This window comes from Nitrospirillum iridis (assembly GCF_014205765.1).
Classification (GTDB): Bacteria; Pseudomonadota; Alphaproteobacteria; order Azospirillales; family Azospirillaceae; genus Nitrospirillum; species Nitrospirillum iridis.
Genome location: NZ_JACIIZ010000007.1, coordinates 59,776 through 86,055, shown reverse-complemented (window position 1 = coordinate 86,055; position 26,280 = coordinate 59,776). Strand labels below are relative to the sequence as shown.

Below are 26,280 nucleotides of genomic sequence, written 5' to 3'. Positions count from 1 at the left end.
CCTCATGCGTGCTTTCCTGCCTGTTTCCCTGTTTTCCCGGCGGGCCCGTCTGCTGGTGGCCACGGCCATCCTGGCGCTGACGTCCGCCTGCACCCTGGGTCCCGACTATCAGGCGCCCGCGAACGACGCCCCGGCGGGATGGAGCCCGACAGCCACCCAGGCGGCGGCCAAGGCCGCTTCCACCGCCGATGCCGCCGTCCTGGCCCACTGGTGGACGGAGTTCCACGATCCCACGCTGGACAAGCTGGTGGCGGACGTGGTCGCCGGCAATCTGGATCTGAAGGTGGCGGAACAGCGCATCCTGTCCGCCCGCGCCCAGCGCCAGCAGGCGGCATCCGCCCAATACCCCAGCGTGAAGGGCGAGACCGCGGCCATGCGCAACCGCTTGCCCCCGGCCTTGGGTTCGCTGGGTGGCACCAGCAACATCTTCCTGGCGGGCTTCGACGCCTCGTGGGAGATCGACCTGTTCGGCGGCACCCGCCGCAGCATCGAGGCGGCCGACGCGAATGTCGAGGCCGGCATCGAAAACCGCCGCTCCCTGGTCCTATCCATGCTGGCGGAGGTGGGCACCGACTATGCCGCCCTGCGTTCCCTTCAGGCGCGTATGGCCATCGCCAACGAGAATGTGAACCTGTCGCAGGAAACACGCGACCTGACGGCCGCCAAGTACAAGGTGGGGCTGGCCACCGAATTGCAGCTGGCGGAGGCGGATGGCCAGCTGGAACAGCAGAAGGCCGTGCTGCCGCAATTGGCGACCCAGGCGGCCCAGCGCGCCCATGCCATCGCCACCTTGACGGGGCGGACCCCGGCCGAGGTGGACAGCCTGTTGACCACCGCCGGGCCCGAGGTTCCCTTGCCCCCGGCGCTGCCGGCCAGCCTGCCGTCCGAGGTGATGCGCGCCCGGCCCGACATCCGGGCCGCGGAACGCACGATGGCCGCCACCAACGCCCAGATCGGGGTGAAGGAGGCGGCGCGCTTCCCCAAGCTGTCGCTGGGGCTCATCGGCGGTTTCCTGAACCCGGATATCGGCAAGCTGCTGCAGGGCGACAGCTTCGGCTGGAGCGTCGGTCCCACCGTCAGCGGCACCGTGTTCGACGGCGGCCGACTGAAGGCCGGCGTCAAGGATGCCGAGGCCCAGGCCGAGGAGGCGCGCCTGACCTATCGCAAGACGGTGCTGACCGCCTTCCAGGAGGTCGAGGACGCGCTGGTCGCCTACGCCAACGAACGCCAGCGCAACGCCACGCTGCATCGGGCGCTGGACGCCGCTCAGCGCGCGCAGGACAGGGCGCGATCGCAGTATCGCGCCGGCCTGGCCGACTTCCTGACCGTGCTGGATGCCGACCGGACCCTGGCCACCGCCAAGGACACGGTGGCGCAGAGCGACTACGCCCTGGTGCAGCAGACCGTCGCCCTCTACAAGGCGCTGGGCGGCGGCTGGCAGGCGGGTGAGACCGTGGCCGACGCCGGCACCCCGCCGGCGTAAGGCGGGCGCGGATACGGCGATGATCAAGGGTAGGGTGATGGCTGGCGATGAGGGCCCAGGAGGGGAGAGCCCACAGGGGCGATCCGGCGGACGTCAGCGCAAGGCGGGTGACACCCGCCGGGCGGAGATCATCGCCGCCGCCCTGGAACTGCTGCACGAGGTGGGGCCGGGCGGCACGACCACCACGGCCATCGCCCGGCGCATCGGCATGGCCCAGGGCTCGCTGTTCCGCCATTTCCCAACCAAGCGCGCCATGTGGGAAGCGCTGCTGGACAATCTGGCGCAACGCATTTCCCCGCCAGTGCAAGAGGCGCTGAACGGCCCCGGCAGCCCCATGGGCCGTTTGCGCCGGGTCATGCACACCTGGCTGGGGTTGGCGGAAAGCATCCCGGCGCTGTCATCCCTGATGTTCTCGCGCGAGGTGCTGGCCGACAGCCCGGACATGCGCAGCCTGCTGGCGGAACGTCTGCAACGACCCCATCGCATTTACTGCGCCCTGATCCGTGAAGGCATCGAGGCGGGGGAGGTTCAGCCCGGGACCGACGTGGAACGGGTGGGCTGGATCCTGTCGGGGCTGAAGCACAGCCTGGTGATGCGCTGGACCCTGCTGGACCGCACGCTGGACATGCATGCCGATTTGGACGTCATGCTGGACACGATCATCGCCGGCATTAGCAAAAGGTAAGGGGTTTCAAGATTTTTCCCGACAGGTTGGCCCCTTCGGGGCCGTACCATCGGGCGGCCGGATACCGTTGATCTTCCGCCGGGCCAATCCAGTTGGATGGCCGGCGGCCGGTCCAATGGGGAACCGGTCCAGTTCGTCCGTGACAGGGGGCCCCCGGTGTGAAAAGAAGGGCGCCGGGTCCGTTCCCTTTTCGCCTTCCCATCTGGCCTCCCTTCCTGGATCACGCCTCGCGATGCTGCGCCACCGGTCGTCCCGCTTCCCGCTTTCGTCCGTCGCCCGTCCGGCCCTGATGGCCTGCCTCTTGGGCGGCGCGTTGACGGCCTGCACTGTGGGCCCGGACTATCAGCGCCCCGACACGCCGCAGCCGGCGGCCTATCGCGAGACAGTGACCGGTGACGTTGGCAAGGACGCGGCCCTCCGCGCGGAAATCGCCGCCGACTGGTGGCGGCAGTTCAATTCCCCGGAACTGGACGGCCTGATCGCCCGGGTGTCGTCCAGCAACTTCGACGTCCGCGCCGCCGTGGCCCGCATCCGCCAGGCCGAAGGCACGGTGGACGAGAAGCGCTCCAGCCTCTTCCCCTCGGTGACCGGGGATCTGGGCCGCACCCGCAGCCGGTCGGGCGGTACCACCACCAGCGGCGGCACCCGCACCAGCATCAACAGCACCTATTCGGCCCAGCTGTCCGCCAGCTATGAGCTGGATTTCTGGGGCAAGAACCGGTCGGCGCTGGAATCGGCCAAAGCCAGCCTGGATTACAGCCGCTACGACAAGCAGACCGTGCTGATGACGGCCATCGCCACGGTGGCCACCGATTACTTCCAGGCCCTGGCCTACAAGGACCGGCTGGCGCTGGCCCGGCGGTCCTTGCAGGACGCGGAGGACGTGCTGCGCGGCATCCGCGCGCGCGCCCAGGCCGGCACCGCCACCGCCGTGGACGTGGCCAACCAGGTGAACGTGGTTGAGGGTGAGCGCGCCGCCATCCCCCAGTATGAACAAAGCCTGGCGCAACAGATCGACGCCTTGGCCGTGCTGGTGGGGGTGCTGCCGGAACAGTTGAAGATCGAAGGCACCACCCTGAACAGCCTGGCGCAGCCCGAGGTGGCGCCCAACCTGCCGTCCACCCTGCTGGCGCGCCGGCCGGACGTGGCCTCGGCCGAGGCGCAGTTGATCGCCGCCAATGCCACCCTGCGCAACGTCATCGCCCAGCAGTACCCCAGCCTCAGCCTGACGGGCAGCTATGGCTACCAGAACAGCTCGTTGAGCGACCTGTTCAACCCGGCCAGCAAGCTGTGGTCCATCGGCAGCTCGCTGAGCCAGACGGTGTTCGACGCCGGCAATCTGCAGGCCCAGTCCGACGTCCAGCGCGCCCGGGTGGAGGAACTGGCGGCCGATTACCAGAAGGCCGTCGTCACCGCCTTCGCCGATGTCGAGGACGCGCTGGCCGGCGTGCGCTACACCCGCGACATCCGGTCGGCCCAGGAAAAGGCCACGGCCTCGGCGGATGAGGCGCTGCGCGGCACGACCGGCCAGTTCCAGCGCGGCACCGCCGACATGGTCAGCGTGCTGACAGCCCAGCGCACGCTGTTCAGCGCCCAGGACAGCCTGGTGCAAAGCCGCCTGAACTACCTCACCGCCATCGTCACCCTGTACCGCGTGCTGGGTGGTGGCTGGTCGGTGGAACAGACGCAGGCGGCGGCCGACAATGCGCCGGGCCGGGCCGGCGGCTGACGCCGTCGCCTCGCCGCCGATTGGAAAGGCCCGCCCTCCGTTCATGTCCGTCACCCCGGTCGACAAGCCTGAACGCCTGCTGTCCCTGGACGTCTTTCGCGGGTTGACGGTGGCCCTCATGGTGCTGGTCAACGACCCCGGCACCTGGTCTGACATCTACTGGCCGCTGCGGCATGCCAAATGGCATGGCTGGACGCCCACCGATCTGGTGTTCCCCTTTTTCCTGTTCATGGTCGGCATCACCACCCACCTGTCGCTGACTTGGCGACGGGCGCGGGGGGATGGCGCTGGCGATCTCGCCCGCCAGATCCTGCAGCGCGGGCTGATCCTGTTCGGCCTCGGCCTCTTCATCGCCTGGTTCCCCGGCTACGCCGTGGCCGGGCACGGCGCCCTGGGCGACCGCGCGGTGGCGCAACTCCTGTCCTGGCGTATCCCCGGGGTATTGCAACGCATCGCCGTCTGCCATGTCGTCGCCGGCCTGTTGTCGCTGCGGCTGGGGACCAGGGGGCAGGGGGGGCTGGCCGCCCTGCTTCTGCTGGGCTATTGGGCGGTCATGACGGGCGTGCCGGTGCCGGGCACGGGTGAGACGGGTCTGGCGGCGCTGGCCCATCCTGGCGGCACCGTCGCGGCGGCTGTGGACCGGACCCTGTTCGATTGGGGCGCCTGGGGCAACCATCTGTGGGCCTCGGCCAAGACCTGGGATCCCGAGGGCGCCTTGTCGACGCTGCCCGCCATCGCCACGACGCTGTTGGGGGTGTTGGCCGGCCGCTGGCTGGGTCGCCCCCTGCCGCTGCCCACCCGTGTCCAGGGGTTGATCGTGGCTGGCGTGGCCGGCGTCATCCTGGGGGAGGTCTGGGACCTGGTCTTCCCCATCAACAAGAGCCTGTGGACCAGTTCCTTCGTGGCGCTGACCGCCGGCATGGCCTGTTTATGCCTGGGTGCCACGATATGGATGGTGGAGGTGCGCGGCTGGCGCCGCTGGACCCGGCCCGCCCTGGTTTTCGGCGTCAATCCCATCCTGGCCTATGTCGGCTCCGAACTGATGGCCATCGTCATCGGCGGCGTCATCACCCTGCCTTGGGACCATCGCATCGCACCCGTGCAGGACGTGATCTATGAGGCGGTGTTCTATCCCCTGCTGCCGGAAAAGGCGGCGTCGCTGGCCTTCGCCTTGGCCTTCGTCGCCCTGTGGTGGGCCATCCTGGAAGCGCTGTACCGCCGCCGGATTTTCCTGAAGGTGTGACGGACCGCGACCACAACCCGGAAGGGGGGTGGGTTCGCCCAGGCCGTCGACGCGGTTGCCGGCGTTTGCGGTTAGGCGGCGGACTCGAAGCACAAGCTGAACAGCGCCCCGCCGCCGTGGCGGTCGCGGGCGGCCAGGCGACCGCCGTGCTGGCGCATGATCTCCATGGCGATGGCCAAGCCCAGGCCGGAACCGGTGATGCCGGCGCCGGCGTGTCCACGCACGAAAGGTTCCGCCAGGGTCAGCGGATCCTCCCCCTGGAGGCCGGGGCCGCGATCGGCCACGGACAGGATGGGACCGGGCCCCACCCGCACCTCCACCGTGCCACCCGCGGGACCGTAGGCCACGGCGTTTTCCACCAGGTTGCGCAGGGCCTCGGCCACGGCGCCGGTGTTGCACACCAGGGGGAAGTCCTCCACCACCTCCAGCTCCAGGGTCTTGCCCAGGGAGCGGATCAGGGGCGCCAGGGTCACCAGCTCACCCGCCGCCAGCTCGCCCGCCATGACCTCGTCGGTGCGGGGCAGGGGCGTGCCCGACAGGCGCGACAGCGACAGCAGCTGGGCCACCAGGCGCGACAGGCGGCGCACGTCGGCACGGACGGCGGCCATGTCCGCCTCCCCGCTTTCCAGGCGGGCCTGCACCACGGCCAAGGGCGTGCGCAGCTGGTGGGCGGCATCCGCGATGAAGCGTCGGTGGTGGCGGAAGCTCCCCTCCAGCCGGGCCAGAGCCGTATTGAAGGCGTCCACCAGGGGCAGCACCTCGCCGGGCAGGTTTTTGCCGTCCAGCCGATGGTCCAGCCGGTCCAGGCCGATGGCCGCCGCCTCCTCCGACACCTCCTGGATGGGGGTCAGGCTGCTGCGGATGGTCCAGACGCCGATGGCCGCGGCGATCACGGCCACGGGAATGCCGAACAGCAGGATGTCGCGGACGAATTCGTCCAGCAGCCCGTTGATGATCTTCTGGTCGGCGGTGGGTGATTGCGCCACCGCCAGGGTCAGGGTGCGGTCACCCAGCTTGATGGGTGTGCCCAGGCCATAGCGCTCCGGCTCCCCCGGCGGGCGGAAGAAGAATTCCATGTCCGGCTGGCTCAGGGCGTCGTGCAGCGTGCTGGCGGCGCGGGGCAGGGATTGGGTCAGCAGGCGACCATGCTGATCCCACACGGCGTAGATGACGCCGTCCTCCTCCAGCGCGTAGCGGTTGGCCAGATCCGGAGGCAGGCGGTCCAGCGTCAGGCCCCCCCGGTTGAAGGCGGCCATCAGCTCATTGGCCTGGCCGCGCAACACCTTGCGCTGGACCACGCCGCCCGCCTCCTCCAACCGCACCACCAGGGGCAGGATGCCCACGGCGACGGAGGCCAGGAACAGCAGGCCCAGGCGCCACGCCAGGCGGCCTTGCAGCGAGCGGTGCCGCCAGATCTGGGCCAGGGTGGTCAACATGGGGTCGGTGTCATTCTCGGCGGTGTCATGGGCGTCCGGAACTCAAGACGCGCTCATCATATAGCCCAGGCCCCGCATGGTGATAATGGCCGCCGTCGCTTCCGCCGTGGTCAGTTTGCGCCGCAGGCGCGACACCAACGCCTCAACGGCGTTGTCGGTGGCCTCGTTGCCGAAGCCATAGAGGGCGCTGTCGATCTGCGCTTTGGTCACCACCTGGTCCATCTTGCGCAGCAGCACCTCCAGCAGGGCCAGTTCGCGCGCCGTCAGGCCCACGGGTGTTCCCGCCACGCTGACGCTGCGGGCGGCGCTGTCGTAGGACAGGTTGCCGCATTCCAGTACCACGCCGATGACACCCCCCGGCCGGCGTAGCAAGGCGCGCAGGCGGGCCGCCAGTTCGCCCAGGTCGAACGGTTTCACCAAATAATCGTCGGCGCCGGCGTCCAGCCCTTCGATTCGGTCGTCCAGCGTCGACCGCGCCGTCAGCATCAGGATGGGCACCTTGCGCCGGCAGCCCCGCAAGCGGCGCACCAGGCTGACACCGTCGCCATCGGGCAGGCGCCGGTCCAGGATCAGGGCATCGTAGTCGGCGGTGGAGATATGGTCGTCCGCCTCGGCCAGGCTGCCGCAGGCATCCACGGTGAATCCGATTCGCGACAGGTGATCGGCGGTCAGGGTCCGCAGATCCCGTTCATCCTCAACCAACAGAAGGCGCATCGGCCAGGTCCCCGCATGTCACCCACTACGGGCGGCAGACGTAACTATACGCATGAACGCCCGCGGCCTGTCGCCGAGGGGCCAGCTTTCGGGTGAAAGGCCGGGTTGCGGCAACGGGTCGGCGCGTCAGCAAGACGTCAGCTTGACTGTGCCATTGTTGCCACGCGCTGATCAACCAAGGGTGCTGACCACCATGACCGCCATCGCCGCCGTGCTGACGGATAGCTCATCCCCCGGTCCCTGGGGCGCCGCGTCCCCCGCTGTCGCGGTTCCCGCCGCCGCGCCGTTCGTGGACTATCGCCCGCCGATGACCGCGCCGGCGGATGACAGCTTTGGCCGGCATCGTCCCGGTGGTTTGCCTGGTCTGCTGCTGGCCCTGGGCGCCGCCCTGCCGGCCAGCCGCTGGGGATTGGCCGCCGGCGGCGTGCTGGGGCCGCTGGTGCGCACCATGGTGCCCTGGCTCTACGGGGCCGTCATCGACGTGACGGCCGATGGCGTGCGCCGCCGCCTGCATGTCCGCGACCATGCCGATGATCGCCGCTTCCTGGCGCTGCCCCGCCAGGCGGCGTCCCAGGCACGCGCGCACATCGCCGCGGCCTTGCCGGCGGACGGCGTCTTCGTTGATGTCGGTGCCGGCACCGGCCTGCACACCCTGGCCGCCGCCCGGCATCTGGGCGACCGGGGCCGCGTGGTGGCGGTGGAGCCCAACGGCGCCACCCGCGACCGGCTGGCCGTCAACCTGGCGCTGAACCCGCTCGCCGCCGCCGTCACCCTGGTGGATGACGCGGTGGGGCCCGCCTGCGATGGCGTCATCCTGGCGGCGGGCAAGGGCAAGGTGGCGGGCGGGCGGGCCGCGTCGTCGGCTTGGGACGCCCCGCCGCCGGCGCTGACCCGCACGCGGCCTCTGCTGGATCTCCTGCTGGGGGCCGGGCTGGCGCGGGTGGACGTGCTGCGGCTGGGGTTGAAGGCCGGGGCGGACCTCGCCCTCATCCCCTTCCTTCAGGCGGCTCCCCCGGCCCTGCGGCCCGGCATGATCGTGGTGGACCGGCGGGGCGCCAAGGGCTGGGCCGTGGATCTGCCGGCCACGCTGGCGCTGTACGGCTATCACCCCTGCGGCCGGACGCCGGACGCCCTGTTGTTCCAGGGTGAGGAGATAGGCGACAGCGGCGCCCTCTGGGAAGCGGCCGACTGGTCGCTGGTGGTGTCTTAGCGGCTTCACATGGCCTTGGCTTAGCGCATGAACGAAGGGCCCGCCGGAGCGATCCGGCGGGCCCTTTGGTTCAGTGCCGCTCCACCCCGGCCATGGCGGCGTGCAGGCGGGACAGCTTGGCCTTCTTCTTCCGGGGCCGCAGGGCCAGGTAGATGACGGGCGTGGTGTACAGGGTGATGAACTGCGACACCAGCAGGCCGCCCACCAGGGCGACACCCAGCGGTTGGCGCATCTCGGCGCCGGTGCCGCCGCCGATGGCCAGCGGGACGGCGCCCAGCAGGGCGGTCAGTGTCGTCATGGTGATGGGACGGAAGCGCTCACGGCAGGCCTCGACGATGGCATCCTGGGGCGACATGCCCTGGATCCGTTCCGCCGCCAGGGCGAAGTCGACCAGCATGATGGCGTTCTTTTTCACGATACCCATCAGCAGGATGATGCCGATGAAGGAGATCATCGACAGCTCGAAGCCGGTCACCATCAGCGCCAGGATGGCACCGATGCCGGCGGACGGCAGGGTCGACAGGATGGTGATGGGCTGGGCCCAGCTTTCGTACAGCACGCCCAGCACGATGTAGATCGTCACCAGCGCCGCCACGATCAGCATGGGCTGGCCCTGGTTCTGCTGCTGGAAGATGCGGGCGATGCCGCCCACCTCCACCCGCATGTTGGCCGGCATGGCCAGTTCCGTCACCGCCTGCTGGGCGCGGGCCAGCGCGTCCACCTGGGCCACGCCATCGGCCAGGTTGAAGCTGAGAGTGGAGGAGGGGTACTGCCCCTCATGGGTCACCGACAGGGGCGAATCCTGCACCTGCACCTTGGCGAAGGCGGACAAGGGCACCATGCCCGCCACCGACTTGACATAGATGCGGACCAGATCGTCCGGCCCCTTCTGCTCATTGGGCGTGGCTTCCAGCACCACATGGTACTGGTTGCGGGCGCCATACAGGGTGCTGACCTGCTTCTGGCTGAAGGCGTTGCCCAGGGCCGCGTCCACGTCCGATGGCGTCAGGCTCATGCGGGATGCCAGGTCGCGGTCGATCACCACCTTGGCGTCCAGGCCGGCCTTGTCCTGGTCGGAACTGACGTCCTGGAAATATTCGGGCAGTTCCTTCAGCCGGGCCACCAGCTTGGGCACCCACTCATACAGGTCGTCCAAATTGTCGCTCAACAGCGAGACCTGGAACTGCGAGTCGCTGCTGCGGCCGCCGAAGCGCAAATCCTGTTCCGCCTGCAGGAAGACCTGAAGGGCCTCCAGCCGGGCGAACTTGGGCCGCAGGCGGGCGATCACCTGGTCTGCCGTGGCGTCGCGCTGGCCCCGGGGCTTCAGCGAGATGGTCATGCTGCCCGTATTGGCGCTGCTGCCACCGCCGGGGCCGCCGCCACCGCCGCCGGTGGTGCCGCCGATGGCCTCCACCGCCGGATCGGCGGCGATGATCTTCACCACCTCCTCCATGCGGCGCTGCATGGTCTGGAACGAGGTGTCGGCCGAGGCGCGGACGCTGCCGCGCAACAACCCCGTGTCCTGCTGGGGGAAGCCGCCCTTGGGCACGGCGATGTACAGGTAGACGGTGCCGACGATGGTTCCCAGCGCCACGAACAGCATGAGGGTGCGGTGGCGCATCACCCACCCCAACCCCTTCATGTACAGGTTGGTGGCGGCGTCCAGCGGGCGGCCCACCCAGCGGTCCGCCCAATTCTCCTTGCGGTCCTTGGCGTGGTCGATGAAGCGGGCGCACATCATGGGCGTCAGGGTCACCGACACGATGCCGGACACCAGGATGGCCGCCGTCAGGGTCATGGCGAATTCGTGGAACAACCGGCCCGGCAGCCCCCCCATGAAGATGATGGGCACGAACACGGCCACCAGCGACAGGGTCATGGAGACGATGGTGAAGCCGATCTCCCGCGCGCCGTCCAGGGCCGCCCGCAACGGCGGCTTGCCCATCTCACGGTGGCGCACCGCGTTCTCGATCATGACGATGGCGTCGTCGACCACGAACCCGACGGAGATGGTCAGCGCCATCAGCGACAGGTTGTCCATGCTGTAGCCCAGCAGCCACATGATGGCGAAGGTGCCGGCCAACGACAGGGGCACGGCGGTGGCGGCGGCCAGCGTCGGCGCCAGGCGGCGCAGGAACAGGCCCACCACCAGGATGACCAGGCCGATGGAGATCAGCATGGTGACCTGCACGTCGTTCACGCTGGCGCGGATGGTGCCGGTCTGGTCGTTCACGACGCTGATGTCGATGCCGGGCGGCAGCCATTTCTGGATCTGGCCCAGGTTGGATTTGATCAGGTCCACCGTCTTGATGACGTTGGCGCCCGGCTGCTTCAGCACCGAGACCAGGACCGCCGGCTGGGTTCCGAACCAGCCCGCCTGCCGGATGTTTTCCGAACTGTTCAGCACCGTGGCCACGTCGCCCAGGCGGAAGACCGTGCCTGTGGTGGTGCGCACGACCAGGTCGCGATAGTCCTGCGCCTTCAGCATGGTGTCGTTGGTGGTCACCGTCATCAGCGTGTCTTCGCCGTCCATGGTGCCCACGGGCTGGCTGACGTTGGCGTTGGTGATGGCGGTGCTGATGTCGGCCAGGCTGATCTTGCGGGCGGCCAGCGCCTTCACGTCGACCTGGACGCGGATGGCGGACTTCTCGCCGCCGGCGGCCGATGCCTGGGCCACGCCCTCGATCTGCGACAGCCGCTGCGCCAGGATGCCGTCGGCGGCGTCGAAGATGGCCTGGTTGGTCAGGGTCTTCGACGTCAGCGCCAGCGTCATGATGGGCCGGCCGTTGGGGTTGGCCTTGCGGAAGGTGGGCTGGCTGGTGAGGCCCGACGGCAGGTCGGTGGCGGCGGCGCTGATGGCCGCCTGCACATCGCGGGCGGCGTCCGTCACCGGCCGGTTGACGTCGAACTGCAGGATGATGGTGCTGACGCCCAGCGAGGTGCTGGACGTCATCTCGTTGACGCCGGCGATCTCGCCCAGATGCCGTTCCAGCGGCGCCGTCACCGTCGCGGCCATGGTCACGGGGTCGGCCCCCGATTCCCTGGCCTGGACGAAGATGATGGGCAGATCCGTGTTGGGCAGGGACGCCACGGGCAGGAAGGCGTAGGCGACCGCCCCCACCAATGCCAGGCCCAGGGCCAGCAGCGCCGTGCCGATGGGCCGCCGGATGAAGGGTTCGGAGATGCTCATGGGATGACCGCTCCGCGCTTCAGTCCGCCAGGCCGGTCAGGGGCGGGGGGGCGCCGGGGGGCACCTCCTCCATCCGGTCGCCGCCGGTGCGCCGGGCGACCCAGGCGCGCAGCCGCTCCATGTACAGGTAGATGACCGGCGTGGTGTACAGGGTCAGCATCTGCGACAGGATCAGGCCGCCCACGATGGTGATGCCCAGCGGTCGGCGCAGCTCCGACCCGGTGCCATGCTCCAGCGCCAGGGGAAGGGCGCCCAGCAGGGCCGCCATGGTGGTCATCATGATGGGGCGGAACCGCAGCAGGCAGGCCTCGACGATCGAGTCGTGGGGTGACTTGCCCTCCACCCGCTCCGCCTCGATGGCGAAGTCGATCATCATGATGGCGTTCTTCTTGACGATGCCCATCAGCAGCACGATGCCGATCAGGGCCACCAGCGACAGATCGTTGCCCGTCAGCCATAGGGCCAGCAGGGCGCCGATGCCGGCCGACGGCAGCGTCGACAGGATGGTAACCGGGTGGATGATGCTTTCGTAGAGCACGCCCAGCACGATGTAGATGGTGACCACGGCGGCGGCGATCAGCCACGGCTCGCTGGCGATGGAGGTCTGGAATTCCGCGGCTTCGCCGGCGAAGGAGCCGGTCACCGTGTCCGGCATGCCGATGTCCTTCTCCGCCTGGGTCACGGCGTCGACCGCGTCGCCCAGCGATTGGCCCTCCGCCAGGTTGAAGGTCACGGTCAGGGCCGGGAACTGCGCCTGGTGGTTCACGGTCAGGGGCGCGCTGGTGGTCGTGATCTGCATCAGCGAGCTCAGCGGCACCTGGGTGTTGGTGGTCGTCTGGGTGCTTTGCGCCACGGCGTTGACCGAGACCGGCCCGCCCGTGCTGGGTACGTACAGGCGTCCCAGGGCCTCCGGATTGGCCTGCAACGAGTCGGGCACCTCCAGCACGACCCGGTACTGGTTCATCTGGGCGTAGATGGTGGAGACCTGGCGCTGGCCGAAGGCGTCGTACAGCACGTCGTCGATGCTCTGGATGCTGACGCCCAGCCGCGCGGCCAGGTCGCGATCTATGGTCAACAGCACCTGGCGGCCGTTGGTCTGCTGGTCGCTGGCCACGTCGCGGAATTGGGGCAGGGTACGCAACTTGGCCACCAGCTTGGGCGCCCATTCCGCCAGCTCCACGCCGTCGGCGTCGGCCAGGGTGTATTGGTACTGGGTGCGGCTGGCGCGGGCGCCGATCTGGATATCCTGCACCGACTGCACATAGACCTGGCCCTGCACGGCCGACAGCTTGCGGCTGAGGCGCACGGCGATGGTGTCGGCGTTGTCCGACCGTTCGTCGCGGGGCTTCAGCCCCACGGACAGGTGGGCGGTGTTGGGGGTGGGGTTGACGGTGCTGGCGCCGGCGAAGCTGGTCACCGACATCACGTCGGGATCGGTGGCGATGATGTCCGCCGCCTGGGCCTGCAGGCGGCGCATGGACGCGAAGGAACTGTCCTGGTCGCCGTCCACCGTCACCGTCAGGATGCCGGTGTCTTGGCTGGGCAGGAAGCCCTTGGGCATCCAGATGTACAGCACGACGGTCAGTACCAGGGTGCCGATGGCCACCATCAGGGTCAGGAACTGGAAGCGCATGACCACGGTCAGGGTGCGCCCGTACAGCCTCAGCATCCAGTTGAAGCCGGCCTCCGTCCATTCCAGGGGGGAGTAGCGCGCCCAGCGTGACCGGCGCTGGTGGGCGGCCTCCTCCTCCGCGTGGCTGCGCAGCAGGCGGCCGCACATCATGGGCGTGACGGTCAGCGACACCACGGCCGAGGCCACGACGGCGATGGTCAGCGTCAGTGAGAATTCGCGGAACAGCCGGCCGATGATGCCGCTCATGAACAGCAGGGGGATGAACACGGCCACCAGCGACACCGTCAGCGAAATGACGGTGAAGCCGATCTGCTTCGCCCCCTTGTAGGCGGCGGGCAGGGGGGCCTCCCCCGCCTCGATGTAGCGGATGACGTTCTCGATCATGACGATGGCGTCGTCGACGACGAAGCCGGTGCCGATGGTCAGCGCCATGAGCGACAGGTTGTCCAGGCTGAAGCCGCACAGCGCCATGACGCCGAAGGTGACGATCAGCGACAGGGGCAGGGCGACGGCCGGGATGATGGTGGCGCGGACGGAGCGCAGGAAGGCCAGGATGACCAGCACCACCAGGACGGTGGTCAGCACCAGCGTCTGCTGCACGTCGCGGACGGAGGCGCGGATGGTGGCGGTGCGGTCGGCGACGATGGTCAGCTTGATCCCGGCGGGCAGCGCCTTCTGCAGGTCGTTCAGCTTGGCCTTCAACCGGTCCGCCGTTTCGACGATGTTGGCGCCGGGCTGCCGCTGGATGTCCAGCAGCACACCCTGTTTGCCGCCGAACCAGGCGCCGACGCGGGCGTTTTCCAGCCCGCGCGTGACCACGCCCACGTCGCGCAGATGCACGGGCGCGCCGTTCTTGTAGGTGATGATGACGTCGGAATACGCCTCCGCCTTCTCGATCTGGTCGTTGGCGGTGATGGTGTAGGCCTGGGCGGCACCGTCGAAGCTGCCCTTGGCCTGATTGACGTTGGCCTTGGACAGGGCTGTGCGGATGTCCTCCATGCTCAGGCTGTAGGCCGCCAGGCGGTCTGGCTGGATCTGGATGCGCACGGCGGGGCGCTGGTTGCCCTGCACCGTCACGCGGCCCACGCCCGACACTTGGCTCAGCTTCTGCGCCAACAGGCTGTCGGCGGTATCCGACAGGGTGGCGATGGGCAAGGTTTCCGATGTCAGCGCCAGCGACAGGATGGGCGGGTCGGCCGGGTTGACCTTGGCGTAGGTCGGCGGGTAGGGCAGCGTCTTGGGCAGGGTGCTGCCGGCGGCGTTGATGGCCGCCTGCACGTCCTGCGCCGCGTCGTCGATATTGTGGCCCAGCCCGAACTGCAGCGTGATGTTGGACACGCCGAAGCTGGAGATGGACGTCATGGTGTCCAGCCCCGGGATCTGGCCCAGCTGGCGTTCCAACGAGGCGGTGATCAGGGTCGCGGTGGTGTCGGCGCTGGCGCCGGGCAGCTGGGTGGTGACCTGGATGACGGGGAAATCCACTTCCGGCAGGGACGACACCGGCAGGGCCTGATAGCCCAGGACACCCACCAGCACGATACCGATCGCCAGCAGGGTGGTGGCGATCGGCCGGGCGATGAAGGGGGCGGAAACATTCATCGCGGCGTGCCGCCCTGGCCGTTCGACGGCGGGGTCGCGCCCTGCGCCGGCGTCCCTTGCGGGACCTGGGCCGGGTCGCCCCCGGGCTGGCCGCCCTGGTTGCGGCGGCGGTGGTGTTCGCCTTCCGGCCCGGGCTGGCCCTCGCCCGCGGCGGCGCCCGCGCGCCGATGCTCGCCCGTCTGGCCGCCCGCCGCGCCTGGGGCGGCGGTACCGGCCGCCGGTGCGGCGCCGGCGATGTTGATCTTGGCGCCGTCCTGCAGGCGGTCCTGCCCGTTGACCACCACGCGCTCGCCCACCCGCAAGCCGTCGCTCAGCGCCGTCTTGTCGCCTTCGTTCAGGATGACGGTGACCAGTCGCGGCGTGACGGTGTTGTCTTCCTGGACGACGTAAACGAAGGTGCCGTTGGGGCCGTGCTGGATGCTGGACGCCGGCACCACGGCCAGCTTGGGCTTCACCTCCAGCAGCAGGCGCATGTTGACGAAGCCGCCGGGCCACAGCCGGTTGTCCTTGTTGGGGAAGGTGGCCTTCAGCTTGATGGTGCCGGTGGTGGTGTCGACCTGGTTGTCCAGGGTGGCCAGCGTGCCCTTGTCCAGCTGGTGGCCATCGGAACTGACGGCCAGCACGGTCAGGGTGTCGCCCTTCAGCAGGTGCTCGTTGATGATGTCCAGTTGCTGCTGCGGCAGGGTGAAGGTGCCGGATATGGGCTGCATCTGGGTGATGACCACCACGCCGGTGCTGTCGCTGGAGCTGACGATGTTGCCTGCGTCCACCAGTCGCAGGCCGGTGCGGCCGTCGATGGGGGCCCGGGTCACGGTCCAATCCAGATTGGTGCGGGCCGTTTCCACCGCCGCCTGGTCGTATTTAAGCGTCGCCTCGTACTGGGCGACGGTGGCCTTCTGCGTGTCGTAGGTCTGCTGCGTGCCGTACTTCTCCGCGGCCAGGGCGCGATACCGTTCCAGGTCCAGCTTGGCGTTGGCCAACTGCGCCTGGTCCTGCGCCACCTTGGCCACCGCCTGATCGTAGGCCGCCTGGTACAGGCGCGGGTCCACCACGGCCAGGACATCGCCGGCCTTGACGGTCTGGCCTTCGGTGAAGGCGACCTTGGTCAACTGGCCGCCGATGCGGGTCTTGACCGTGACGGTGTTCAGGGCCTGCACCGTGCCCAGGCCGTCCAAATAGACCGGCATGTCGGCCAGTACCACGGGCGTCACCGCCACCGTGGGGACGGAAAAACCACCGCGACGCCCGCCGGGTCCTCCCGGTCCACCTGGTCCGCCGCCCGGCCCGCCCATGGGCCCGGCCTGCTGCTGGCTGCTCGGCTTTTTGTGCATGACCCACCACGCGCCACCACCCAGCAGCACCACGACCAGGGCAGACACCCAAACACTGCGTCGCATCGAAATCCCAACCTTCCCGATGATCTCCAGAACCGGGGTTTATACGCCGGCCCGCGAAAGATCCTGTTGTCCCGTTACTCGCGCTTTAGGTGCGGTCGGCTGTGATCGCCGCGCGTCTTACCCAACTGCCCTGCCTTGATATTTCGCGCCTTCTCTTACCCTGAAAACCGCCGGGCGTCAGCACTGCTGGGCGTGACTCCACGCCCGCTCCACCCAAGCTCTACCTACGCTCCACCAAAGCTCCATCCGGCGGGCCACTTGGATGATGGGGCCTGGGGCCACCGGCCCGCTCATCACAGCCCGCCCCTAGACGGCTATAGCGGCGCGGGATGAAGGTTTTATGTCAAGACGGGGCGCCGGGCGGGGGGCCGGGGCCCTGATTCGGAGCCCGGCCGGGCGGCGTGCGGGCGCGCGTTTTTGCGTTGCGGCAAATCGCCCTTTGCTTAGGGGTTGACGCGGGTCCCCCACCCGGTTTATTGGCGGGCCGTCGGTTGCCGCTTGGCCGATCGGAACTCCGGTTCCGCGCGACGGGCGGCACGCCGTCAACCCCACGAGAACAGCCACCCTGAGAATGAACCCTCGACCTAGTGAGAGCGGCGCGGACCCGTTTGGCCGGATCTATCCGGTGCGAATGGTCGCGACAGACCGCCAGCCGGGACAGGGGTGTGGGTGGGAGCGTCAGGCCCTCCGCTGAAGCCGGGGGGCGTGTCGCCCCCATCCCCGCCTTCGTCCTGCCGGGCACCGGCCGCGTGACGGAGGCAGCAATGGCCCTCAACAAGACCCGTTTTCCCGCCGGGAGCGATCCCGTTTCCGCCGTCATGGCGGCGGCGGCCCGTGCCGCGCAAGCGCAGCGCGCGGCCCTTTCCGGCCATGGCCTCACCCTGGTGTGGCGGCAGGATGCCGCCGGACGCCCCGTGATGGGCTGGATGCTGATGCGGCGGCCGGTGGCCGCCAATGACATCGCCGCCAACGACGTACCGTCGGAGGGCCGAACGCGGCGCGCGTTCTGACGGCGATCCGGCCGACCGCCAACCTGTTCCGCTGACCCTGGTCGGGGACGACGTTCCCGCCGAAACATCTGGCAATAAGGGGGACGGCCAATGACCATGCATGTCCTGCACGACGGCCGCGGCCTGGGATCCTCCAGCCCGCTGGCCCGCCTGGCCCCGTCCCGCTGGGACGTGGTGGCCCTGCCGCTGGTCCTTGGCCTGCTGGCCGTCCTGGTCTTTGGCGGCCATGAGGTGGCCCAGCCGCTGTCGCAGCTGGAACGCACGCCCATCACCCTGGACCCCTCGGCGCTGCCCTATTACGCCATGCGCACCACCCTGCGCATGATGGCGGCGCTGGGGGCCTCCCTGCTGTTCACCCTGATCTACGCGCCGCTGGCGGTCAAAAGCCAGCGGGCGGGGCAGATCCTCATCCCGGCGCTGGACATCCTGCAGTCCGTGCCGGTGCTCACATACCTGTCGTTCACCGTCACCTTCTTCCTGGGCCTGTTCCCCGGCCAGGTGGTGGGGGCGGAGCTGGCGTCCATCTTCGCCATCTTCACCAGCCAGGCCTGGAACATGACCTTCAGCTTCTATCAGTCGCTGAGGACGGTGCCGTCCGACCTGGACGAGGTGTGCACGGGCTATCACCTGTCCACCTGGCAGCGCTTCTGGCGGCTGGAGGTGCCGTTCGCCGTGCCCGGCCTGGTCTGGAACATGATGATGAGCATGTCCGGCGGCTGGTTCTTCGTGGTCGCGGCCGAGGCGGTGACGGTGGGCACCACCACCATCACCCTGCCGGGCGTGGGCGCCTACCTGGCGTTGGCCATCGAACAGCGCGACCTGACCGCCATCGGCTGGGTCATCCTGACCATGCTGGCCGTCATCCTGCTGTATGACCAGCTGCTGTTCCGGCCACTGGTCGCCTGGGCCGAGCGCTTCCGCGCCGACACGGTGCAGGCGGAAACGCGCCCGACCTCCTGGGTGCTGACCATGGTGGAACGCTCCACCCTGTTCCGCACCCTGGGCCGGCCGGCGGGCGGCGTCGCCCGTGCCACCCTGCGCTGGCGCCTGCCCAGCCTGCCCAAGTTGCCCGCTCCCCGGCTCAGCCCCCGGGCAATCCGCGTGGGCGACTATCTGTGGCAGGCGGCGCTGGCCGCCATGGCGCTGTACGTGGCGGTGGATGGCATCCGCTTCATGGCCACGGGTGTCACCTGGGGCGATGTCGGCCATGTCGTGCTGCTGGGCCTGGCCACCATGGTGCGGGTGATCGTGCTGATCATCCTGGCGGCCCTGATCTGGGTGCCGGTGGGGGTGATGGTGGGCATGCGGCCGCGCCTGGCCGCCATCGTCCAGCCGGTGGCACAGTTCCTGGCGGCCTTCCCGTCCAACCTGTTCTTTCCCGTGGCGGTGGCCGTCATCGTGCATTGGACCCTGAACCCGGACATCTGGCTGTCGCCGCTGATGATCCTCGGCACACAGTGGTACATCCTGTTCAACGTGGTGGCCGGGGCCCAGTCCTATCCCGTGGACCTGCGCGACGTCATCGCCAACCTGCGGCTGCGTGGCTGGAAGAAATGGCGGGATGCCTTGCTGCCCGGCATCTTTCCCCATCTGGTGACGGGCGCCATCACCGCCAGTGGCGGCGCCTGGAACGCCAGCATCGTGGCCGAGGCCGTGTCCTGGGGCGACACCCATGTGCAGGCCCGGGGCCTGGGCGCCTACATCGCCCAGATGACGACCGAGGCTGACTTCCCCCGCCTGGTGCTGGGCAATGTCGTCATGGTCGGCTTCGTCGTGCTGTTCAACCGCATGGTCTGGCGTCCCCTCTATGGCTACGCCGAACGCCGTCTGCGCATCTCTTGAGGATCTCGAGGAGTCCGACATCATGAACCTGACCCCGAAATCCCTGCGTACCGGTCTGGGGACCAGCGCGCCCGCGGATCTGGGTACCGCCGGCGTTCTGCACGGCGGCACCCGGCCGCCGCCCAGCGGCGTCCCCATCCTGACCGTGCGCGGCGTCAGCAAGCGCTACGATGCGGACCCCGACAGCCCGCTGGTGCTGGACCACGTCGACATGACGGTCGACCGGCGTGAGATCGTGGCCCTGCTGGGCCGCTCCGGCTCCGGCAAGTCCACCCTGCTGCGCATCATCGCCGGCCTGTTGTCCTCCACCTCCGGCCAGGTCGCGGTGGCGGGCAAGCCGGTGTCCGGTCCCGCCAATGACGTGGCCATGGTCTTCCAGTCCTTCGCCCTGTTCCCTTGGCTGACGGTGCTGGAAAACGTTCAGGTGGGGCTTGAGGCGCGCAACGTGCCCGCCGCGGAAATGCGCAAGCGCGCGCTGGCGGCCATCGACCTCATCGGCCTGGATGGGTTCGAGAACGCCTATCCGCGCGAACTGTCGGGCGGCATGCGTCAGCGCGTGGGCTTCGCCCGCGCCCTGGTGCTGGATCCCGGCATCCTGCTGCTGGATGAGCCGTTCTCGGCCCTGGACGTGCTGACGGCCGAAACCGTACGCACCGACTTCCTGGATCTGTGGGGCGACGGACGGCTGGCCATCGGCGCCGTGCTGCTGGTCACCCACAACATCGAGGAAGCGGTGCAGATGTGCGACCGCATCCTGGTGATGTCGTCCAACCCGGGCCGGGTGGCGGCGGAGATCGAGGTGACGCTGCCCCACCCGCGCGTCCGCACCGACCCCGCCTTCCGCCAGCTGGTGGACCATATCTATGGATTGATGACGCGGCGGCCCAAGGTGGCGCCGGGGGCGGCGGACACCATGGCGGCGGGGCTCAGCCTGCAACTGCCCCATGTGTCGACCAACGTGCTGGCCGGCCTGATGGAACTGGTCGACGGCGCCCCGCACAACGGCGTGGCCGATCTGCCCGTCATTTCCTCGGCGCTGCAGATGTCCACCGACGACCTGCTGAAGGTGGCGGAAACGCTGCAGATGCTGGGCTTCGCCGAGGTGGTGGAAGGCGACATCCGCCTGGCACCGGCGGCACGCCAGTTCGCCCAGGCGGAGCTGGACGTGCGCAAGCGGCTGTTCGCCGACCACCTGCTGCAGCGCATCCCGCTGGCCGGCCATATCCGCCGTGTCCTGCAGGAACGTCCCAACCACCGCGCCCCCCGGCCCCGGTTCGAGACGGAACTGGAGGACCACATGTCCGAAGCCGTGGCGGATGAGACGCTGAAGGCCATGATCAGCTGGGCGCGCTACGCCGAGATTTTCGCCTATGACGGTGATACGGAGCAGTTCCACCTGGACGCTGAAGAGGACGCGTAACACCCGGGGCACGCGGCCCATATAGGCGTCTTTCTGGTGACGCGGCCCTGATTTGGCGCGGGATTGATCTGGGGGCTTGGCAGATCGCCTGGCGGGTGGTTGGCTGCGCAGCCTCCACACTGCTTCAAGGTTACGCCCATGGCCCCGCCGTCCGTCCGCCGCCTGATCGCCCTATCGCTATTGGGCATGGCCTGTTGCGGCGGGGTGGGGGCCGTTGGCCTGCCGTCCACGCCGGCCCGTCCGGTGACGGACACCTTCTTCGGCCAGACGGTGGCTGATCCCTACCGTTGGCTGGAGGACTGGTCCGATCCGGCGGTCAAGCGCTGGTCGGCCGACCAGAACGCCTACAGCCGCGTCTATCTGGACGCGCTGCCCCAGCGGGCGGCGCTGAAGGCCCGGCTGGAGTCGCTGATCGCCGCCACCCCCAGCCGCTATTCCGGGGTGCGCGCCGCCGGTGGTCATCTGTTCGCCCGCTATACCGACCCCCGTCTGCAGCAGACGCAGGTGGTGATGGTCGATGACGCCACGACCACGGCGCCCAGCCGCGATTTGCCGATGCGGGTGGTGATCGACCCTAACAGGATCGACCCCCGCGGCCTGACCGCCGTCGACTGGTTCGTCCCTTCGCCGGATGGGCGGCTGGTGGCCGCCAGCCTATCGGTGGGGGGGAGCGAGAACGGCAGCGTCCATGTCTTCGACACCGCGACGGGCGCCGAGGTGGGCGAGGTCGTTCCTCGGGTCCAGTATCCCACCGGTGGCGGTGACCTTGCCTGGGCGGCGGACGGCAAGGGCTTCTGGTACACCCGCTATCCCGGCGAGGAGCGGCCGGAGGGCGACCGCCATTTCTACATGCAGGTCTACTGGCACCCGCTGGGCAGTGATCCGCGTGACGACGCCTATGTCCTGGGCCGCGACTTTCCCCGCATCGCCGAGGTGGAACTGGACAACCGTGACGGCACCGGGCCGCTGGTCATCGCCGTCGCCAACGGCGATGGCGGCGAATTTGAGCATTTCCTGTTGCCCCAGGCCGCCGGCCCCACCGGCACCCCTCAGCGCCTGACCCGCCTCGCCGACAAGGTGGTGGCGGTGGCGCCGGGGCCGGACGGGGCCGTCTATCTCATCTCCCGCCTCAACGCGCCGGCGGGCCGCCTGCTGCGTTTGGCGCCGGGCGATACCGACCTGGCGCATGCCAAGGTGCTGGTGCCGGAAGGCAAGGCGGCGCTGCTGTCCGACCGGGGATCCCGTTCCCTGGCGGTGACGGCGACCCGGGTCTATCTGCGGCGTATCGAGGGCGGACCCATCAACGTCGCCATGGTGGCGCCGGCCACTGGCCAGCCGCTGGGGTCGCTGCCCCTGCCGCCGGTGGCCGCCAACCATGAACTGGTGCCGCTGGAAGGCGGCCGCGTGCTCTACGACGTGACCACATACCTCTCGGCCCCGGTCTACGCCGTGTTCGATGAACGCCGGCAGAGCATGGATGAGACCAAGCTGTCGGCCACGGGCGGCCTGGATTTCAGTGATGCCGAGGTGGTGCGCGACGCTGCCGTCTCCGCCGATGGCACCCGCGTGCCGGTGACCATCGTCCGTCCCCGGCGCACGCGCAAGGATGGCAAGGCGCCGCTGCTGCTGACCGGCTATGGCGGTTTCGGTGTCAGCCTGACGCCCGGCCAGCTGGCGGCGGAACAGCGGCTCTGGCTGGATGCCGGCGGCATCTACGCCATCGCCAATCTGCGCGGCGGGGCGGAGTTCGGCGAGGCCTGGCACGATGCCGGCCGCCTGGCCAACAAGCAGCATGTCTTCGACGACTTCGCCGCCGTGGCCCGCCTGCTGGTGCAGCGGGGTTATACCGATGCCGATCACCTGGCCTTGATCGGGGGTAGCAACGGCGGCCTGCTGATGGGTGCCACCCTGACCCAACATCCGGAACTGGCCCGCGCCGTGGTCGGCACCGTCGGCATCTACGACATGGTGCGCACCGAACTGGACCCCAACGGCGCCTTCAACATCACCGAATACGGCACGGTGACGGATGCGGCCCAGTTCCGGGCGCTGGCGGCCTATTCGCCCTATCACCATGTCGTCGCCGGTGTGCGCTATCCCGCCGTGTTGCTGGCCACCGGAGAAAATGACGGGCGGGTGAACCCCATGCATTCGCGCAAGATGGTGGCGCGGCTGCAGGCGGCCGATCCGGCGGGCCTGCCCGTCCTGCTGCGCACCAGCGCCAACGCCGGCCATGGCCACGGCAGTTCGCTGGCGGAGCGTGTGGCCCTGTCGACCGATATCTACGGCTTCCTGTTCGACCAACTGGCCATGACCCTGCCGCCGGCCGCGGCCGGCAAGTGATGCATTAAGACTGTCACGGCTGGGGCGGGTGGCCCATAGTGGGGGCCTGTTTTCCTGCAAGGTCCGCCTGGTCCATGACGCCCCCTCCCGCCGTTCCATGCCGAGACGATCCCGTTGGGGATGGCGGGTGGCTGGATGCCGGATGCCGGCTGGTCCAGGACGGTGGTGTCCATGATGCCGCCGGTTTGGCCACCCAGGCGCGCGATCTGGTCCATCATCTGGCGGGCGCCCACCGGGTGGCGGCGGTGGCGGCCACGCCGCTGAGGGTGGCGGTGGCCGTGCTGGCCGCCCGCACCCTCGGCAGGGAACTGTCCCTGCTGCGGGGCGACAGCCTTCCCACGGGCGTGGATGCCCTGGTCGGGGCCGATGGGATGGTCACCCGGTTCCCCGGCGATCGCCCGCCCGTCGCCACCGGCTTTTCCCTGGTGCTGGAAAGTTCCGGCACCACCGGGACGCCGAAACGGCTGCGCCACGATTTCGACCGCCTGACCGCCCGTGTCCAGGCGGGGCGGGGCCGGGGCAGTGTCTGGCTTGCCACTTTCGATCCCGGCGGCTATGCCGGCCTGCAGGTGCTGCTGACGGTTCTGCGGGGCGGCGGCACGCTGGTGGCGGGGCCGGTCCGGGACGTTCCGGCCCTCGCCGACCTGGCCGCGCGCCATGCCGTCACCCATATCAGCGCCACGCCCAGCTTCTGGCGCGCCTTCCTGATGACCGGCGTCCAGCCACCGCTGAAGGCCTTGACCTTGGGGGGGGAGGCGGCGGACCAAGCGCTGCTGGATCGGTTGGCGGCGGCCTTCCCGGGGGCCGCCGTGCGCCACATCTATGCCAGCACCGAGGCGGGCGCCCTGTTCGCGGTGGCCGACGGCCGCGCCGGCTTCCCCGCCGCCTGGCTGGAAACGGGGGTGGAGGGCACGGATCTGGCCGTACGCGACGGCGTGCTGTGGGTGCGCGGACCCCGCCTGGCCACGGCCCTTGCCGATGGCCGGGGTGTGACCGATGCCAGCGGCTGGTATGTCACGGGCGACCGGGTGGCGGTGGCGGGCGACCGGGTGCTGTTCCAGGGGCGCGAGGATGGCATGGTCAATGTCGGCGGGGTCAAGGTCATGCCGGACGCGGTGGAGGCCCTGATCCTGGCGGTACCCGGCGTCGCCGATGCCGCCGTGCGGGTCCGGTCCAGCCCCATCACCGGGCAGCTGTTGACGGCGCAGCTGGTGGCGGCACCGGGGCAGGATGTGGACGTCCTGCGTCCCCATGTGGTGGCGGCCCTGGCGGGGCTGCCGGCAGCGGCGCGTCCCCGGCGGCTGGAATTCGTTTCGACATTGGAACTATCCCCGTCCGGCAAGAAAAAACGGGTGCAGGAATGACGGATCATATCATCGTCACCGGCGGCAGCCGGGGGTTGGGCTTGGCCCTGGTGCGGGCCCTCCTGGCTGATGGCTGGCGGGTGTCCACCTGCGCCCGCGGCCCCACGGCGGAGATGGCCGAGCTGACGGCCCAGTATGGTGAGCGCTTCCTGTTCCAGGGGGCGCAAGTCGGCGATGCCGACCAGGTGACCGCTTTCGTCAACGCCGCCGTCGACTGGGCGGGTGGGGTGTATGGCCTGATCAACAATGCCGGCATCGCGCGTGAGGGCATTCTGGCCACCCTGCCGCAGGTGGAGATTGACACCCTGATCCAGACCAACCTGAACGGTGCCATCCAGGCGGCCCGGGCGGTCCTGCGTCATTTGTTGCGCCGATCGGCGACGGCTCAGCCGGCCGGGGGCCGCATCGTCAACATATCCTCCATCATCGGACAGCGGGGCTACACCGGCCTTGCCGCTTACGCCGCCACCAAGGCGGGGCTGGATGGCCTGACGCGGGCGCTGGCGCGCGAGGTGGGGCGCCGGGGCATCACCGTGAACTCGGTGGCGCCCGGGTATCTGGAGACGGAGATGTCATCCACCCTGGCGGCGGGGCAGCGCGACCAGATCGTGCGGCGCACCCCCCTGGGCCGCCTGGGCACGGCGGATGACGTGGTGCCGGTGGTGCGCTTCCTGCTGGGGCCGGGGGCGGCCTATATTACCGGTCAGACCCTGGTGGTCGATGGCGGCATCACCTGCTGACGCGGGGATGCCTGAGGGGAGGGAATGCATGGCGTTGGCCCGGTTGAACGGCGTGGCGGTGCGGGGCATCGTCTCGGCATTGCCGGCGCGGGTGGAGGATACGGCCGCCCTGGCCGCCCGCTTCGGTGAGGACGCCGCCCGCCGCTTGGCCGCGGCCACGGGTATCCACGCCCGTCATCTGGTGACGGCCGACCAGTGCACGTCCGATCTGGCGGTGCCGGCGGCGCAAGCCCTGCTGGATGGTTTGGGGTGGTCGGCCGACAGCATAGATTTGCTGGTGTTCGTCAGCCAGACCCATGATCAGGTGCTGCCGGCCACCGCTTGCCTGATGCAGCGCCGCCTGGGCCTGCCCAAGACGGCGGCGGCGTTCGACCTGTCCCTGGGGTGTTCGGGCTATGTTTACGGTTTGTGGGCGGCGGGGTCGGCCCTGGCGTCGCTGCTGCCCCGGGCCGATGGCCGGCCGGCCCGCGCCTTGTTGCTGGCGGGCGACACCACCAGCCGTATCCTTGACCCGGACGACCGGGCGGTGGCGCCGCTCTTCGGCGATGCCGCCGCCGCGACGGCGCTGGAAATCGATACCACGGCACCGCCCATGACCATCGATCTTGGTACCGATGGCGCCGGTGCCCCCTATCTGATGGTGGCAGGGGGGGCCATGCGGGCACCGGAAACGCCGGCCCGCCTGTTCATGGATGGAACCCAGGTGTTCGCCTTCACCCTGCGCGAGGTGCCGGCGGCCATAGCGGCGACGCTCGCGGCCGCGGGCTGGGCCGTTGCCGATGTCGACCGGGTCGTCTTGCACCAGGCCAATGAGATGATGATCCGCCGGCTGGGGCAGAAGATCGGGGCCGTGGACAAGCAGCTTGTGCTGGCCTTGGCCCGGCACGGCAATACCAGCTCCGCGTCGGTTCCGCTGGCGTTGACCGACGCGGTGGCGGCCGAACTCAAGGCCGGTCCCGTGCGGGTGCTGTTGTCCGGGTTTGGGGTGGGGTGGTCGTGGGCCACGGCGGCCGCCACCCTGGGGCCGCTGACCGTCTGCGAAACGCTGGTATTGCCCACCTGAGTCGGGGGCGGTCTTATCAACGGCATTTGATCGTGACCGGTCAAATGCCGTCCCTCAATCGCCGGTCGCGACCATCCGGTCGCTTGGCTTCCTCGCTTTCCAGTCCGCTACGCTCCCCGGAAAGCTCCGGGGCCCGCAGTCGCGGGCTACAGCGGCGCGAGTCAGAATCTCGTGCCGCT

The 26,280-nt window shown here is 69.4% G+C and carries 17 protein-coding genes; 12 read left to right on the top strand and 5 right to left on the bottom strand.

What is annotated here, in order from left to right; all coding sequences use genetic code 11:
- Positions 1–4: 4 nt before the first annotated feature.
- From FHS74_RS13700 to FHS74_RS13685, 4 genes are all read left to right on the top strand, one after another.
- The gene (locus tag FHS74_RS13700; RefSeq protein WP_184801394.1) at positions 5–1,483 is read left to right on the top strand and encodes an efflux transporter outer membrane subunit; all 1,479 of its coding nucleotides are present in this window, start codon (positions 5–7) and stop codon (positions 1,481–1,483) included.
- 19 nt (positions 1,484–1,502) lie between these two features.
- Positions 1,503–2,168 carry a TetR/AcrR family transcriptional regulator gene (locus FHS74_RS13695; protein ID WP_211106295.1) on the top strand — a complete coding sequence of 222 codons (666 nt, stop codon included), beginning with the start codon at positions 1,503–1,505 and terminating at the stop codon, positions 2,166–2,168.
- Between the two features lie 232 nt (positions 2,169–2,400).
- A complete protein-coding gene (locus FHS74_RS13690; protein ID WP_184801390.1) occupies positions 2,401–3,897 on the top strand; it encodes an efflux transporter outer membrane subunit in 1,497 nt (498 codons plus the stop codon).
- A gap of 43 nt (positions 3,898–3,940) precedes the next feature.
- Complete coding sequence (locus FHS74_RS13685) at positions 3,941–5,140, top strand: acyltransferase family protein (protein WP_184801388.1); 1,200 nt, start codon at positions 3,941–3,943, stop codon at positions 5,138–5,140.
- 71 nt (positions 5,141–5,211) lie between these two features.
- Here the strand turns inward: FHS74_RS13685 and FHS74_RS13680 are convergent, their stop codons facing one another.
- Both FHS74_RS13680 and FHS74_RS13675 read right to left on the bottom strand, forming a co-directional pair.
- On the bottom strand, positions 5,212–6,576 hold the full coding sequence (locus tag FHS74_RS13680) for a sensor histidine kinase (RefSeq protein ID WP_184801378.1): 1,365 nt from the start codon (positions 6,574–6,576) through the stop codon (positions 5,212–5,214).
- Between the two features lie 42 nt (positions 6,577–6,618).
- Entirely contained in the window at positions 6,619–7,290 is a 672-nt protein-coding gene (locus FHS74_RS13675; RefSeq protein WP_184801376.1) for a response regulator transcription factor, read from the bottom strand.
- Positions 7,291–7,483: 193 nt separating this feature from the next.
- Here FHS74_RS13675 and FHS74_RS13670 point away from each other — a divergent pair, with 193 nt between their 5' ends.
- Positions 7,484–8,500: an FkbM family methyltransferase gene (locus FHS74_RS13670; protein WP_184801374.1), complete on the top strand. Its 1,017-nt coding sequence runs from the start codon at positions 7,484–7,486 to the stop codon at positions 8,498–8,500.
- Between the two features lie 70 nt (positions 8,501–8,570).
- Here the strand turns inward: FHS74_RS13670 and FHS74_RS13665 are convergent, their stop codons facing one another.
- The 3 genes from FHS74_RS13665 to FHS74_RS13655 are packed head-to-tail and all read right to left on the bottom strand — an operon-like array spanning position 8,571 to position 16,319.
- Positions 8,571–11,690 carry an efflux RND transporter permease subunit gene (locus FHS74_RS13665; RefSeq protein WP_184801372.1) on the bottom strand — a complete coding sequence of 1,040 codons (3,120 nt, stop codon included), beginning with the start codon at positions 11,688–11,690 and terminating at the stop codon, positions 8,571–8,573.
- Positions 11,691–11,709: 19 nt separating this feature from the next.
- Positions 11,710–14,922 carry an efflux RND transporter permease subunit gene (locus FHS74_RS13660; protein ID WP_184801370.1) on the bottom strand — a complete coding sequence of 1,071 codons (3,213 nt, stop codon included), beginning with the start codon at positions 14,920–14,922 and terminating at the stop codon, positions 11,710–11,712.
- Positions 14,919–16,319 (bottom strand): efflux RND transporter periplasmic adaptor subunit, encoded by a 1,401-nt coding sequence (locus tag FHS74_RS13655; RefSeq protein WP_246463122.1) that lies wholly within the window; start codon positions 16,317–16,319, stop codon positions 14,919–14,921. Before FHS74_RS13655 ends, FHS74_RS13660 begins: the two co-directional genes overlap by 4 nt.
- Before the next feature lie 764 nt (positions 16,320–17,083).
- On the opposite strand from FHS74_RS13655, the gene FHS74_RS13650 reads away from it, so the two are divergent.
- The 7 genes from FHS74_RS13650 (at position 17,084) to FHS74_RS13620 (ending at position 26,101) form a co-directional block, all read left to right on the top strand.
- Complete coding sequence (locus tag FHS74_RS13650) at positions 17,084–17,329, top strand: hypothetical protein (protein ID WP_184801368.1); 246 nt, start codon at positions 17,084–17,086, stop codon at positions 17,327–17,329.
- Between the two features lie 90 nt (positions 17,330–17,419).
- Positions 17,420–19,171, top strand: coding sequence for an ABC transporter permease (locus FHS74_RS13645; RefSeq protein WP_343066917.1), 1,752 nt, complete (start codon positions 17,420–17,422; stop codon positions 19,169–19,171).
- A gap of 22 nt (positions 19,172–19,193) precedes the next feature.
- The gene (locus FHS74_RS13640; protein ID WP_246463121.1) at positions 19,194–20,591 is read left to right on the top strand and encodes an ABC transporter ATP-binding protein; all 1,398 of its coding nucleotides are present in this window, start codon (positions 19,194–19,196) and stop codon (positions 20,589–20,591) included.
- A 138-nt stretch (positions 20,592–20,729) separates the two neighbouring features.
- Positions 20,730–22,934, top strand: coding sequence for a prolyl oligopeptidase family serine peptidase (locus FHS74_RS13635; protein ID WP_246463120.1), 2,205 nt, complete (start codon positions 20,730–20,732; stop codon positions 22,932–22,934).
- Positions 22,935–23,008: 74 nt separating this feature from the next.
- Positions 23,009–24,298, top strand: coding sequence for an AMP-binding protein (locus FHS74_RS13630; protein WP_184801366.1), 1,290 nt, complete (start codon positions 23,009–23,011; stop codon positions 24,296–24,298).
- Positions 24,295–25,038 carry an SDR family NAD(P)-dependent oxidoreductase gene (locus FHS74_RS13625; protein WP_184801364.1) on the top strand — a complete coding sequence of 248 codons (744 nt, stop codon included), beginning with the start codon at positions 24,295–24,297 and terminating at the stop codon, positions 25,036–25,038. The genes FHS74_RS13630 and FHS74_RS13625 overlap by 4 nt, the downstream gene beginning before the upstream one ends.
- A 28-nt stretch (positions 25,039–25,066) precedes the next feature.
- On the top strand, positions 25,067–26,101 hold the full coding sequence (locus FHS74_RS13620) for a 3-oxoacyl-ACP synthase III family protein (RefSeq protein ID WP_184801362.1): 1,035 nt from the start codon (positions 25,067–25,069) through the stop codon (positions 26,099–26,101).
- Positions 26,102–26,280: the final 179 nt, after the last annotated feature.